Annotated in this window: 13 protein-coding genes and 1 pseudogene; 6 read left to right on the top strand and 8 right to left on the bottom strand. The window is 72.9% G+C overall.

Annotated elements, in window-relative coordinates; translation table 11 throughout:
* The first annotated feature begins 159 nt into the window (after nucleotides 1-159).
* Together ACFYPS_RS26805 and ACFYPS_RS26810 are read left to right on the top strand one after the other, a co-directional pair.
* Complete coding sequence (locus tag ACFYPS_RS26805; RefSeq protein ID WP_354966653.1) at nucleotides 160-435, top strand: hypothetical protein; 276 nt, start codon at nucleotides 160-162, stop codon at nucleotides 433-435.
* Nucleotides 436-459: 24 nt separating this feature from the next.
* Nucleotides 460-579: pseudogene (locus tag ACFYPS_RS26810) on the top strand (LAGLIDADG family homing endonuclease); the annotation flags it as partial.
* 523 nt (nucleotides 580-1,102) lie between these two features.
* On the opposite strand, the gene ACFYPS_RS26815 reads toward ACFYPS_RS26810, so the two are convergent.
* The 7 genes from ACFYPS_RS26815 to ACFYPS_RS26845 form a co-directional block, all read right to left on the bottom strand.
* A complete protein-coding gene (locus tag ACFYPS_RS26815) occupies nucleotides 1,103-1,894 on the bottom strand; it encodes a maleylpyruvate isomerase family mycothiol-dependent enzyme (protein WP_354966652.1) in 792 nt (263 codons plus the stop codon).
* Nucleotides 1,895-2,004: 110 nt separating this feature from the next.
* On the bottom strand, nucleotides 2,005-3,498 hold the full coding sequence (locus tag ACFYPS_RS26820; protein ID WP_354966651.1) for an MFS transporter: 1,494 nt from the start codon (nucleotides 3,496-3,498) through the stop codon (nucleotides 2,005-2,007).
* 47 nt (nucleotides 3,499-3,545) lie between these two features.
* Nucleotides 3,546-4,175, bottom strand: coding sequence for a TetR/AcrR family transcriptional regulator (locus ACFYPS_RS26825; RefSeq protein ID WP_387327834.1), 630 nt, complete (start codon nucleotides 4,173-4,175; stop codon nucleotides 3,546-3,548).
* A 139-nt stretch (nucleotides 4,176-4,314) separates the two neighbouring features.
* Entirely contained in the window at nucleotides 4,315-5,232 is a 918-nt protein-coding gene (locus ACFYPS_RS26830) for a Gmad2 immunoglobulin-like domain-containing protein (protein WP_387327837.1), read from the bottom strand.
* Nucleotides 5,229-6,722: an ATP-binding protein gene (locus ACFYPS_RS26835; RefSeq protein WP_387327840.1), complete on the bottom strand. Its 1,494-nt coding sequence runs from the start codon at nucleotides 6,720-6,722 to the stop codon at nucleotides 5,229-5,231. Before ACFYPS_RS26835 ends, ACFYPS_RS26830 begins: the two co-directional genes overlap by 4 nt.
* 13 nt (nucleotides 6,723-6,735) lie before the next feature.
* Entirely contained in the window at nucleotides 6,736-7,416 is a 681-nt protein-coding gene (locus ACFYPS_RS26840; protein ID WP_354966647.1) for a response regulator transcription factor, read from the bottom strand.
* A gap of 128 nt (nucleotides 7,417-7,544) precedes the next feature.
* The gene (locus ACFYPS_RS26845) at nucleotides 7,545-8,117 is read right to left on the bottom strand and encodes a hypothetical protein (protein ID WP_354966646.1); all 573 of its coding nucleotides are present in this window, start codon (nucleotides 8,115-8,117) and stop codon (nucleotides 7,545-7,547) included.
* A gap of 291 nt (nucleotides 8,118-8,408) precedes the next feature.
* Here ACFYPS_RS26845 and ACFYPS_RS26850 point away from each other — a divergent pair, with 291 nt between their 5' ends.
* Nucleotides 8,409-9,593 carry a snapalysin family zinc-dependent metalloprotease gene (locus ACFYPS_RS26850; RefSeq protein WP_387327844.1) on the top strand — a complete coding sequence of 395 codons (1,185 nt, stop codon included), beginning with the start codon at nucleotides 8,409-8,411 and terminating at the stop codon, nucleotides 9,591-9,593.
* A gap of 120 nt (nucleotides 9,594-9,713) precedes the next feature.
* Nucleotides 9,714-10,382, top strand: coding sequence for a hypothetical protein (locus tag ACFYPS_RS26855; RefSeq protein ID WP_387327846.1), 669 nt, complete (start codon nucleotides 9,714-9,716; stop codon nucleotides 10,380-10,382).
* Between the two features lie 23 nt (nucleotides 10,383-10,405).
* On the opposite strand, the gene ACFYPS_RS26860 is transcribed toward ACFYPS_RS26855, so the two are convergent.
* The gene (locus ACFYPS_RS26860) at nucleotides 10,406-11,239 is read right to left on the bottom strand and encodes a DUF3152 domain-containing protein (protein WP_387327848.1); all 834 of its coding nucleotides are present in this window, start codon (nucleotides 11,237-11,239) and stop codon (nucleotides 10,406-10,408) included.
* 138 nt (nucleotides 11,240-11,377) lie between these two features.
* On the opposite strand from ACFYPS_RS26860, the gene ACFYPS_RS26865 reads away from it, so the two are divergent.
* Nucleotides 11,378-11,881, top strand: a complete 504-nt coding sequence (locus ACFYPS_RS26865) for a SigE family RNA polymerase sigma factor (protein ID WP_387327851.1) — start codon at nucleotides 11,378-11,380, stop codon at nucleotides 11,879-11,881.
* On the top strand, nucleotides 11,878-12,636 hold the full coding sequence (locus ACFYPS_RS26870; protein ID WP_354966641.1) for a hypothetical protein: 759 nt from the start codon (nucleotides 11,878-11,880) through the stop codon (nucleotides 12,634-12,636). Before ACFYPS_RS26865 ends, ACFYPS_RS26870 begins: the two co-directional genes overlap by 4 nt.
* The last annotated feature ends 31 nt before the right edge of the window (nucleotides 12,637-12,667 follow it).

Raw genomic sequence — 12,667 nt, forward strand, 5'->3', positions numbered from 1 at the left:
CCATCCGTAGCATCATCGTGCGGGCGTGGAAGCACTACCGGTGGGACACCCGACCCCGCAGCCCTCGCATCCGATGACCTACTGGCGGACGCTCTTAGGGTTGGAGATCGTCTCGACTATGCGTTTCCGCCGCCGTTGCGAGGAGTTGCGTTATCGCGGATGGGAGTTGCTCGTGGCTTCGTCTTCGGAGATGGCTCTATCTCCGGCGATGGTTTTGCTCATGCTTCCTTCTATGGCGACAAGGATGACGCCGTCCTCCCCTACTTCGACAACGTCGACCGGTTGGCCACCTACTACTACGTGTATCGCCCCGATCTTCCGAGTCGGAAGCTCCATGTACCGTCGCGCGAGGTGACCGAAGAGCGTTTAGCCGGTGGCGAGGTGAAGCGTTACCGGAGGTTGGGCGGGCTTCCGCGAGAATGGAAGCGGGAGTAGCCGCCAATAGAGGGAAATGCGGACGTGATTTATGGGTGGCTCGCCGGATATTTCGCCGCGGATGGCGATGTCGGAAGTACGGGCCGGCCATCGATCTGGTCTGCGGATCGGCAGAACTTGGAGTTTGTCAAGACTGCATGCGACGCGATCGGAATTTGGACTCTCCCCCCATCAGAAGTCGGATGCGTCGCGGGTACGGGTCAGTTGACACTGCGATCTATGTCATGGGAATCTCTCGAGCGGACCTCGGCCCAGAATTCTTTCTCCTGCACGAGCATCGCAAACGTTGGTCGGCAAACCGAAAAGCTGTCGAGCGGCGAGGATGGACTCTGCGGGAGGTCCGGAGGACCCAAGCGATCGAAGAGGTTTACTGCGCCGTCGTGGAAGGAGGCCATTCCTTCGCCTTGGAAGGGAACATCCTCACGGAGGCCCCTTCCCGTGAGCGGTATGGTCGAGGGCTGTTGTAAACCTCGGATCCTCGCGAAGGTGGTCGTGCACCTTCGCCAAGTGGTGTTTCTGAGGAGCAAACGTGATCGATGCGCCGCGCGGCCGGGACGGTGCCGTCACCGGCCGCGCGGTGGTCGAGCGGCTGCGTTGCGGAGCGCTCGATGTATCCCACGCCGGGTCGGGACCGCTGATGGTGGAGGACCCGGCGCCTTGGTAGGGATCAGAAGCCGGCGAAGACCCGCCGCAGGTCGTCCAGGCTCACCGGGCCGGTCACCCGCACACCGTCCGGGGTGTGCTGGGGGCCGAGCCGCCCGGTGGCCAGGCGCAGCCACGCCTCGGCCGGGGCGGTCAGCTCGCCGTCCGGCTGCTCCGGCGTGTCGGTCAGCTCGATGTGCTCGCCCAGCCGCAGCCCGTACGTCTGCTCGGGCTCGTGCAGCCGTACCAGCAGGGCGGTTTCCCGGCCGGCCAGCTCCTGCGGCCGGCTGGTCCACGCCAGCATGCCGCCGATCTGGTCGAGCAGCAGCGGCACCGCCCCCGGCGTCACCGCCGCGAACGGGTTGAACGCGACCTCGACGTCCCACTGGTGCAGCGCGAACTCGCTGAGCCGGAACCGGCCCGCGGTGGCCACGTCGACCGGGTCCGGCAGGAAGCCGAGGTCGATCCGCAGCGAGGCCCGGCTCTCGGCGTCCAACGCCTCGTATGTCTCGATGAGCCGCTGGTTGGCCTCGAGGAACCCGGCGGCGTGCTCGGCCGGGGGCATCGCGTCCCAGCGCTGCCAGACGCCGCGGTTGAAGTCGCCATCCGGGCCGGGCGCGCCGGTGCGGGCGGCGGTCAGCGTCGCGAGGTTGATCTCCGCGCCGCTGCCCAGGTGGCTGAGCACCTGGGACACCTGCCACTCACTGGCCCCCGACGGCAGAAGGAGGTCGTCCTCCTTGAGGTCCCGGACGAGCGCGGCGAGCTCCTCGTGGCCCGCGCGCAGCGCGCTGATGATCTGATCGGCAGCCGTGGACATATGTCTCCTCAACGGGATTTTCGACGGTGGTCGGGACGTTACCGGACGCGGCCGCCGGCCGGCCCACGCCCGCGTGGGGAGCGGACCGGCCGGCGGACGCGTCGGTCGGCTCAGCCCATGTGCACGGCGTTACCGGCCGGGATGTCCTCCTTGCGCACCTTGATCAGGAGCAGGGTGGCCAGCCCGGCGAGCACGATCAGGGCCGCGCCCCAGGCGAACGCCACGCTGTAGCCGTGCACCAGCGCCTCGATCTGGTTGGCCGGGCTCGGTACGTGCGAGACCAGGTAGGTGGCGACCGCGCTGGTGTACATGGTGTTCAGCAATGCGGTGCCCAACGAGCCGCCGATCTGCTGGGTGGCGTTCAGCGTCGCGCTGGCCGCGCCCGCGTCGTGCTCCGGCACCCCGACCAGGGCGAGACTGGACAGCGGCACGAAGGTGAAGCCGAGACCCATGCCGAGGATGACCTGGGCCGGCAGCAGGTGGGTGAGGAACGACGTGTCCACGTCGATCTGAGTCAGCAGCAGCATGGCCACGGCGGCGAGCACGGCGCCGCCGACCATCAGCGGCTTGGCGCCCAACCGTGGCATCAACTGGCTGGCGCCACCCGCCGCGATCAGCACGCCGGCGGTGACCGGCAGCGAGGCGAGACCGGCCTCCAGCGGCTTGTACTGCAGCACCACCTGGAAGTAGAAGGTCAGGAAGAGGAACGCGCCGAACAGGCCGGCGCCGATCAGCGTCGAGGCGAGGTACGCCCCGCCCCGGTTGCGGTCCAGGATGATCCGCATCGGCAGCAGCGGGTGGTTGGAGCGCAGTTCGATCACCACGAAGGCGGCGAGCAGCACCACACCGGCGGCGATGAAACCGAGCGTCGCGGCGGCGTCCCAACCGTCCTCGGCGGCCTTGGTGAAGCCGTACACCAGGGAGACCAGACCGGCGGTGACGACGACCGCGCCGGGGACGTCGTAGCGGGTGTTGCCGTGCGCCCGGCTCTCCGGCACCAGCGGCAGGGCGAAGGCGATCGCGACCGCGGCGACCGGGATGTTGACCAGCAGGCACCAGCGCCAGTCGGCGTACTCGGTGAGCACCCCGCCGAGCAGCAGGCCGACCGCGGACCCGCCGCCGGCGATCGCGCCGTAGACGGCGAACGCCTTGGCCCGCTCGGTGGCCTCGGTGAACAGGACGGTGAGCAGCGCCAGCGCGGCCGGGGCGAGCAGCGCGCCGAAGGCGCCCTGCAACGCGCGGGCGGCGAAGAGCATCCCGCCGGTGGTGGCCAGACCGCCGAGCGCGGAGGCCAGCGCGAAGCCGGTCATGCCGACCAGGAAGGTGCGCTTGCGGCCCCAGTAGTCGGCGATCCGGCCGCCGAGCAGCAGCAGGCCACCGAAGGCCAGCGTGTAGGCGGTGATCACCCACTGCCGGTTCGCGTCGGTGATTCCCAGGTCGGACTGGGCCTGGGGGAGGGCGATGTTCACGATCGTGGCGTCCAGGACCACCATGAGCTGTGAGACCGCGATGACCGCCAGCGCGATCCAGCGCCGCGGGTGCGGCGCGTTCGTCGACGTCCCGGCGCCGGGCGCGCCGGGAGCGGTCGAGGTAGTTCCGGGCATGGTGAAGCCTTCCGTGTGTCTGTAGATCAGGAGCGGAGCCGGTCGAGTCAGGGCCGAGACGGGCGGTCGGGCTGGTAGCGGAGCACCGGAATCAGCACCTGGTCGACGACCTGGGTGAGGAACGCGTCATCGGCCGGTAGGCCGTGCGCGACGATGCGGGACATGGTGAGGGCGGGCGCCAGGTCGTGGAACAGGTCCCGTTCGCCGGCCTCGGGCGGGATCTCGCCTCGGGCGGCGGCGCGGACCAGGATGGCCGTGCTGGCCACCCGCCCGGCTGGCAGCACCTGGTGGCGCACCAGTCGTTCCAGCTCTGGGTTGGTCCGCATGGCGAAGGTCAACGCCTGCATCAGGTCACCGTCGGCCCTGCAGATGGCGGCCGTGGCACGCAGCAACTCGATCAGGTCGCCGCGCAGGGAGCCGGTGTCCCGCGGGTTGTGCACGTCCACGTGCCGGTCGCGCAGCGCGGCGACGATCAGCTCGGCCTTTCCGTCCCAGCGCCGGTAGATGGTGGCCTTGCTGACGTGCGCCCGGGCGGCGATGGCGTCGATCGTCGTCCGGTCGTAGCCGACCTCGCGCAGCAGGTCGATGACCACGGCGAACAGGTCGGTGTCGGTGCACCGGGCACCCCGGGCAGCCGGCACCGCGGCACCCGTGCCCACCTGCTGACCACCCAGCATCCCGACCCCCCCCCCGAAACGATGTCGTACTGAACCTAGTTCGCGATCTGGAGATCGTGCAGGGTTTTATGAGTTGCGTCGCACCGGGTGGACGAAACGATTACGTTTCTGGCCGGTGTCCGGCAGGTGAACCGGGTACTCAGCCTCCCGCGGAGGGGGCGAGGAGCACCGGGACGGCCACCGTGTTGATCCGGGAACCGTCACGGGCGGACACCTCGTACACCTCGATGGTCCCGCGCTGCTCGCGGACGGTGCGCCAGCCGACCACCACCCGGTACCCGCCCCGGCAGCCGCTCCCGCAGCTCGCCGTGCCGAAGCCGGTGGCCACCTCCCGGCCGGCGGTGTCCAGGACCCGGACGCTCACCGTGGCCTCGAACACGTCGGCGGTGCCGGTGACGGTGAGCGGGGCGGTGACGCGTTCGCCGACACCGGGGCCGGTGACCACGATCGGCGGCAGCAGGTCCGCGTAGTCGGCCCGGCCGACCGGGGCGCCACCGCCGAAGCGGACCTGCCGCACGGTGGGGAACTGGGTGAGCGTCCACACCACCTGTGCCTCGCGCAGCCGCCGGCGCTCCGCCGGGTCGTCGGCGGAGGGGACCGCCCCGAGCGTCGCCACGCCGTCGGCGATCCGGGTGACCTCGACGCCGGCCGGCAGCAGAGTGGCCAGCCCGGTCGCGGCCTCCGCCGACGTGGGCCCGGCGGCCAGCTCGGTCAACGCCAGCCGGGACGTCGCCACGGTGGCCGGCCGGGTTCGGTGGGTCGGGACGAGCTGGCCGGAACGGACGTACCACAGCTCGATGGTCACCGTGTCCGGCCGGGGGCGCGTACCGGTGGCGGACGGTGCCGGCGTCCGGGCCGGGGTGCCGGTGGGCGACGGTGGCGGTTCCGCGGACGGGGTGGGGGTCGGGTCGGGGCGCCCGGTGGACGCGGGTGTGCTCGACGGCGCGGCGGTGGGCGCCGGGCCGAGGACGCCGGAGCGTGGGGTGCCGCACCCGCCGACGAGCAGCGCGGCGATGAGCACCGGCGCGGCCAGCCGGGCCGCACCGCGCGGGCTCACCCCGCACCACCCGACGGCGCTGTGCGGGCCGTGCGCCCGCCTCCGGGCGGCCGTGCCGGGGCGCGGTCGTCGGGATGTTCGACCGGGCGCGGCGTGCCGTCGTGCGGCTGGGCGGGGCCGGGGGCGGGCAGCTCCAAGCGGAACCGGCTGCCCGCGCCCGGCTCGCTGTGCGCGGTCAGCACCCCACCGAGCAGGGCGGCGTGTTCCCGGGCGATGGCGAGCCCGAGCCCGCTGCCCGGCGCCGAACGGGACGGGTCGACCTTGTGGAACCGGTCGAACAGGCGCGGCAGGTGTTCGGGCGGGATGCCCGGCCCCTGGTCGGTGACCTCGAAGACGACCACCGGGCCGTCCCCGGTCACGGTGGCCCGGATCTCGCCGCCGCCGTGCTCGACCGCGTTCGCGACCAGGTTGGCCAGCACCCGTTCCAGCCGGCGCGGGTCGGTGCGCAGCGCGAGCGGTTCACCGGTGACCAGCACCCGCTCCGACCAGCCGCGCGCCGCGACGATCCCGCGCAGGAGTGTTGGCGCGTCGACCGGCTCGACGCTGAGCCGCTCCCGGCCGGCGTCCAGCCGGGAGATTTCCATCAGGTCCTCGACCAGCCGGCGAAGCCGGACCACGTCACCGACCAGCAGCCGCGCGGCCGGTCGGGCGTCGCCGGGCAGCTGGTCCAGGTGCTCGCGCAGTAACGAGGCCGCGGCCACCAGGGCGGTGACCGGGGTACGCAGCTCGTGCGCGACGTCGGCGGTGAACCGCCGCTCCCGCGCCTGCGCCGCGGAGAGCGCCGCGATCTTCGACTCCAGCGCCTCGGCCATCTCGTTGAACGACGCCGCCCAGACGCTGAACTCGTCCCGCCCGCGTACCGGCAGTCGGGTGGCGAGCAGGCCCTCGGTGAGCGCCCGGGCGGCCCGGCTGGCCCGGCCCACCGGCTCCAGCGTGCGGCGGGCCAGCAGGTGTCCCACCCCGGCGGCGAGCAGCACCACCAGCACCCAGCCGGCCAGCAGCGCGGTGCGCAGCTGGCCCAGGTCGGCGGCGATGTCGTCCTCGACGGTGATCACGTACAGCTCGGCGGTCGAGCCGGGGATACGGCCGCCGACCACCAGCAGCCGTGGGCGCTCCGCCGGCGCGGACCGCTGGTAGCCGAGCTGCCCGTCCGCGACAGTGGCCCGCAGTTGGGAGCCGAGCGTCGGGGCGTACGACGGGTGCGAGGGGCGGGCCGGACCGTCGACGAGCACCACGTGCCGGCCGCTGCCCTCGAAACTGGTGAGCAGCTCGGTGCTGCGCTGGTCGGTCAACGGCAGGAACTGTCCGGCGAGGACGAGTTGGTAGCGGGCGTCGGCGGCGGCCTGGTGCAGTGAGGCGTCCAACCAGGACTGCCGCAGCAGCAGCCCGGTGCCCCCGGCGAGCAGTCCGGCGGAAACCCCGGCGACCAGCACGAACGCGATCGTCAGCCGTCGCCGCAGGCGGCCCGGGGGCACTGCGCGTCCGGCCATCGCCGACCTCCTGTCAGCCCGTGGACAGCTTGTAGCCGGCGCCGCGTACGGTGCGTACCAGCCGAGGGTGCGCCGGGTCGTCCTCGACCTTGGCGCGCAGCCGTTGCACCGCCACGTCGACCAGCCGCGAGTCGCCCAGAAAGCTGTGGTTCCAGACCAGGTCCAGCAGCAGCTCCCGGGTGAAGACCTGCCCGGGTCGGCGGGCCAGCTCCAGCAGCAGGCGAAACTCGGTGGCGGTCAGCGCCACCTCCCGGCCGTCCCGGCGGACCACGAAGCTACCCGGGTCGATCTCCAGGCCGCCGACCTCGATGGTGCTCGACGTGACCGGCGCGCTCGCCCGGCGCAACACCGAGCGAACCCGGGCCACCAGTTCGGGCAGGTCGAACGGCTTGCGCAGGTAATCGTCCGCTCCGCACTCCAGCCCGACCACCACGTCGAGCGTGTCGGTGCGCGCGGTCAGCATCAGGATCGGCACCTGGCTGCTGCGCCGGATCTCCCGGCAGACCTCCAGGCCGTCCAGGCCGGGCAGCATGACGTCGAGCACGATCAGATCGACCGGACGGGCCCGCCACGCCGCCAGGGCCTGCCGCCCGTCGGCGGCGGTGTCGACCCGGAAGCCGGCGCGGCGCAGACCGAGGGCGGTGACCTCCCGGATGGAGGCATCGTCCTCGACCACCAGCAGGCGGCCCTCCATGACCTGAGGGTAGACCCGCCGCGACGGTGCGCAGCCCTGGCGAAACGGTCGGTGTCGGTGGCCCGCCCGGACCCGGAAGGAAGGGCCCCTTCTTATCGCCAGGCGATAAAGAGGGGCCCTTCCTTCGGTCACCACTGGTGGGCTACGTCGAGGACGATCCGGCTGTGCCCGCCGGGGCCGGCCAGCACGAACGTGCGGAACGGCAGCCGGGCCCGCACGCCGACCGCGAAGGTGGTGTAGCCCTCGAAGCTGCCGCCGAAGACGACGTCGCGCAGCGTCTGGTAACGCAGCAGGTTCGCGGCGTGCTCACCGACCCGGTACGGAACGGTGCCCAGGCGGGAGTCGTCGTACGCGGGGGCCCGCAGGGAGACCCGCAGCAGCGCGCCCCCGGCGGTGTACGGCGACAGCGCCAACCCCTCGCCCTCAGTCCACGTCTCGCCGTAGCCGACCGCGTACCCGTCCACCGACCCGGCGAACTCGAATACCACCCGGTCGTAGCAGTCGTGCCGACCGGTCCGCACGTCGACCAGCGGGGCGGTGCTCAGGGCGCCGGCCGACTTCTCCGCGCTGCCCCAGGTGATACCGCAGTACGGGGCCATGGTCGTCGCCGTGGTGGTGCCGGCCGCGGCGCCGTTGCCCGCGCTGGCGACCAGCCCGGCGAGTACGACCGCCAGCGCCGTCAGTGCGCTTCTGATCCTCATCGTGGTGCCTCCGTCCGATGCTCGGGGCCACGCCGCGGCGGCGTTGCCGGTGACCCTCTGCCGCGACGGTCGTCCCGCCCCGGCACGGCCACTTCGCCGTGGCGTAACAGCCGCGTAACGGCGGTCGACGGGGGTGCCGTGGACGCTTCCGGCCCCCTTCGCCGAGGGCGTTGGCACGGTCGCCGGTATGACGGTTCCGCTATGCCGGTCCTCGACCGCCGTCACATTAACATTCACCTACATCGATGACCGGCGGCCGGTGGTCGCCGGACGACCGCAGGGGAGTGCGTGATGTTCCGACGACAAGTGCTGCGTGCGGCGCAGGCCGTACTGGTGGCCGTGCTGGCGGCGGCCGGGGTGCAGCTCGCCACCGGCGCTCCGGCCGCCGCCGTACGGACCGTCTACTACGACGCGAGCCGGACCGGCGGGTTCCGCACCAACTTCGACCAGGCGGCGCAGATCTGGAACAGCCGGGTCAGCACCGTCCGGCTGCAACCCGGCACCCCGGCCAGCATCACCATCTACGTCGACGACGGCTGGCCCCGGGCGCAACCGACCGGGCTCGGCTCGGGCCGCATCTGGATGGGCCGCACGGCCGTCAACCAGGGCTACGACCGCAACCGGATCGCCGCCCACGAGCTCGGCCACATCCTGGGCCTGCCCGACCGGCGCACCGGCCTCTGCTCCGACCTGATGTCCGGCAGCAGCGCCCCGGTCTCCTGCCGCAACGCGAACCCCAGCTCGGCCGAGGCGTCCCGGGTGACCTCGCTGTTCGCCGGCACGCTCGCCGCGCCGGTCACCGGCGCCACGTACACCTGGGACGGCGCCGGGGACATCGGGCCGACGGTGGTCGGCGGCCGGCCGGCCTCCGAGAACTACCCGTTCATGGTGTACGTCTCCGGCTGCACCGGCACGCTGATCAAGGCCAACTGGGCGGTCACCGCCAAGCACTGCTCCACGCCGTCCTCGGTCCGGGTGGGCAGCGTCAACCGCACCAGCGGCGGCACCGTGGTCCGGGTGACCCGCGCGGTCAACCACCCGAGCGTCGACGTCAAGCTGCTGCAACTGGCCAGTTCGGTCAGCTACGCCCCGGCCCCGATTCCGACGACCTCCGGCGCGGTCGGCACCGCCACGCGGATCATCGGCTGGGGCCAGACCTGCCCCCGCCCGGGCTGCGGCTCGGCCCCCGCGGTGGCCAACGAGCTGGACACGTCCATCGTGGCCGACAGCCGGTGCTCCGGCATCAACGGCCCGTACGAGATCTGCACCAACAACACCAACGGCACCGCCGGCGCCTGCTACGGCGACTCGGGTGGCCCGCAGGTGCGCCGAGTCAACGGGTTGTGGAACCTGATCGGCGCGACAAGCCGGGCCGGCAACAACAACTCCACCTGCGCCACCGGCCCGTCGATCTACGTCGATCTGCCGTCCATCCGGTCCTGGATCTCCACCCAGGTCGGTGGTCTGCCCGTCTGATCACTTCGGACACCCGTGGCGGGCACGCGGACACGCGTGCCCGCCTCGCGCAGCCGGGTCGCCCAGGCGTCGCTCGCTGGGGTAGCGTGCCTGGCACATCGTCCCATCCGAGGTGGTCTCATGTCTGCCGTCGTCGCACTCGTGCTGACCCTCGCACTGTCGCCCGCGCCGTCGCCGTCGGCCCCCTCGGGCCCGGTCGGCGGCCTGCTCGGCGGCGTCGGCCAGATCGTCGACGATCTGCTCGGTGGCGGTGGCACCCCGAGTGTTTCCCCGAACCCGGACCCGACCCCGGCCGCGACCCCGAGCCAGACTTCGCCGCCGTTCGCCGGGCCGTCGGCCCCGGTGACGCCTGCGCCGATGCTGCCGGCACCGACCCCCACGCCCGCCGGATCGTCGACCGGTCCCCGGCAACCGGCGGCGCCCGCCGCGCCCGACCGCACGGCCGGCGGTCGGGCCCCCCGTGAGGCGGCCGTGCCGCTGCCGAACGGTGGCGATCCGGTCGCCCCGCCGACGCTCGCGGCCCCGGACCGGGGCGGCTGGCCGCTGCTGCCGGCGTACTACCTGCTGGTCGCCGGTGCCCTCGCGCTGCTGGCGTTGCTGCTCCTGGGTCCTCGCAGGGCGGCCCGCGCCGCCAGCGCTGCCGGTGCCCCCGCGCCGGCGCCGACCCCTGCGCCGGATCCCGGCCCGACGCCGGGCAATGTCAGCCGACTTCCGACCAACCTCAATGCCATCTACGAGCTGGGCCGGCTGGACGAGCGGCTCGAACAGGAGCGTCGCCACCGGTCCTGACGAGTGGCGTCCGGCCGCCGGCCTCAGCGAGCCGGCCGAGCGCCCTCGCGCGGTGGGATCTCGTCGTGGTACGCCCCGATCGGCCCGCGGTAGCGAACCCCGTCCGGGTACGGCCAGGCGTTCGCGGTGCACCCGTGCAGGCCCAGCGTCTGCTGCTGCATCACCGGCGCCGGCCGGCCCCGCCCCGGGCACCGCTCGTGACCCAGGCCGAGCCGGTGCCCGACCTCATGGTTGACCATGTAATGCCGGTACGTGGCCAGGCCGGCGCCGTATCCCGGCACCGCCTTGACCCAGCGGGCCACGTTCAGGACCACCCGCTGGCCGTTGCGGCACGAGGTGTAGCCGTCCGGAACGTCCTGGCACAGTTCGTCACGGGTGCCGGGGGTCGCCAGGTAGATGGTGAAGTCGGCCGGTGTGCCGGCGCCCACCCTGCGCAGCCGCCAGGTGCCGCCGGCCGTCCACCCGCGCGGGTCGTTGAGTGTCGCGGAGACCGCCGCGGCGACGTCGGCCACCGGCAGGCCGCGGATGTCGCGCTCCACGGAGACCCGGTACCGCAGCAGCCGCCCGCTGTCGCCGTGCCCGGACGACTTCTCGGCGGCGGCCGTCGACCAGCGGTCGCCGCCGGTCGCGGGGTAGCTGATCGGGGCGGCCGGGGAGGGCGTGACACCGGCGGCTCCCGCCGGTCGACCGGTCGTGGCGCGCCCCGCCGCGGGTTGCCCGACGCGTTCCGGCCCGGTCGTGGGCGGGCCGGTGGCGGGCTGCCCGGCCGCCGGCAGGCCGCAGCCGGTGAGCAGCGCCACCACCAGCAGCAAGGTCGCGGAGGCGGCCTGGCCTCGACGGGTAGCCTTCGTCGACATGTCTCTCCCCTCGCGCGCCGGTCCGCGGCGCCGCAGGGGAGGAGACGGGTGACCTCGCCAAAAAGTTGATCTCAGGGAGACTCAACCTTTCGCGGTCCTCGCCCGTCCGTAACTGTGTGGCACGGGGGAGGGTTCGGCGTGGCGCGGGGTGACGCGGAGTTCGTCGAGTTCGCGCGGGCCGCGTCCGCGCGGCTGGTCCACGCCGCGTTCCTGCTGACCGGGGATCATCACGCGGCCGAGGATGCCGCGCAGACCGCGCTGGCCCGCACCTACGCGTTCTGGTCCCGGATCCGCGACGACGACGCCTACGGCTACGCCCGCCGCATCCTGGTCAACCACCTGGTGGACGGATGGAGGCGCCCGATCCGGGAGTATCCGACCGAGGAGGTCCCGGAGCAACGGCGGGCCGACGTGGCCGACGAGGTGGCCACCCGGCGCTGGTTGACCGCGATCCTCGGCGCGCTCAGCCCTCGCGAGCGGGCCATCGTCGTGCTGCGCTACTACTTCGACCTCCCGGAGGCGCAGGTGGCCCGGGAACTCGCCATCTCGGTGGGCACGGTCAAGAGCACCAGTTCACGGGCGCTGGAGAAGCTGCGCGCCACCGGACCGAGCGCGGTCGACAGTCAGGAGGCGTGCCGATGAGCGAGCTGGACCGGCTCCGCCACGCCATGCGGGCCACCGAGCGACCCGAGGCCACCCTCGACCTGGCGGCCGTCATGCGCGACGGGCGGCGGTTGCGGAGTCGCCGCCGGGTCGCCGGAGCCGGGGCGACGACGCTGGCGATCGGGCTGGTCGCCGCCGTCGTCGCGGTGGTGGTCGGCGCGCTACCGGGCGATCCGCGTACGGTCGATCGTCCGTCGCAGGTCGCCGTCGCCCCCACGCCGCCGGTCGGCGTCTCCCCGACGCCAGGTACGCCCGGACCCACGGCGGCGACCACGATCGGCCGTGCGGAGCCGCCGCCCTCGCCACTGGGCCAGGTCGTCGACAGCGGGATCCGGCACGGCGGCGACCAGCGGGTGTACTACGTCGTGCCGGTGGCGGTGCCCAGTCAGCCCCGGGTGAAGATCGGGCTGGCCGCCGGCCGCCGCGCCCCGGACGGCACATTGACCACGGATCTGCTGGTCAACGACGTCGAGGGGGCGGACCGCAGCCCCGGGTTCCACCAGATCGGCTACGACAGCGGGGGAGCCGCGGCGCCGGTGCCCACGTTCGGCTACTTCGTCGGCCCGGCGCACCGGATCACCGGCACTGTGGACGGCCGTCAGGTCGCCGCCCGGCTGGCCCGGTGGAGCGCCGACAAGCAGGTGGTGATCTTCTGGTTCGACCCGGCCGAGCTGGTGCCGGGGGATCGGCTGGACGGCATCATCGCCCGCGACGCCGGCAACCGTCGGCTGTGACGCGCCGGCCGTCGCGCGGACGGCCGACGGC

The sequence above is a fragment of the Micromonospora sp. NPDC005087 genome (assembly GCF_042872965.1).
GTDB lineage: Bacteria > Actinomycetota > Actinomycetes > Mycobacteriales > Micromonosporaceae > Micromonospora.

Coding starts and splice junctions, on each gene's coding strand:
- ACFYPS_RS26820 (WP_354966651.1), bottom strand. CDS start 3,498: ATGCCCGGAACTACCTCGACCGCTCCCGGCGCGCCCGGCGCCGGGACG.
- ACFYPS_RS26815 (WP_354966652.1), bottom strand. CDS start 1,894: ATGTCCACGGCTGCCGATCAGATCATCAGCGCGCTGCGCGCGGGCCAC.
- ACFYPS_RS26860 (WP_387327848.1), bottom strand. CDS start 11,239: ATGTCGACGAAGGCTACCCGTCGAGGCCAGGCCGCCTCCGCGACCTTG.
- ACFYPS_RS26825 (WP_387327834.1), bottom strand. CDS start 4,175: ATGCTGGGTGGTCAGCAGGTGGGCACGGGTGCCGCGGTGCCGGCTGCC.
- ACFYPS_RS26855 (WP_387327846.1), top strand. CDS start 9,714: ATGTCTGCCGTCGTCGCACTCGTGCTGACCCTCGCACTGTCGCCCGCG.
- ACFYPS_RS26835 (WP_387327840.1), bottom strand. CDS start 6,722: ATGGCCGGACGCGCAGTGCCCCCGGGCCGCCTGCGGCGACGGCTGACG.
- ACFYPS_RS26805 (WP_354966653.1), top strand. CDS start 160: ATGGGAGTTGCTCGTGGCTTCGTCTTCGGAGATGGCTCTATCTCCGGC.
- ACFYPS_RS26840 (WP_354966647.1), bottom strand. CDS start 7,416: ATGGAGGGCCGCCTGCTGGTGGTCGAGGACGATGCCTCCATCCGGGAG.
- ACFYPS_RS26870 (WP_354966641.1), top strand. CDS start 11,878: ATGAGCGAGCTGGACCGGCTCCGCCACGCCATGCGGGCCACCGAGCGA.
- ACFYPS_RS26850 (WP_387327844.1), top strand. CDS start 8,409: ATGTTCCGACGACAAGTGCTGCGTGCGGCGCAGGCCGTACTGGTGGCC.
- ACFYPS_RS26845 (WP_354966646.1), bottom strand. CDS start 8,117: ATGAGGATCAGAAGCGCACTGACGGCGCTGGCGGTCGTACTCGCCGGG.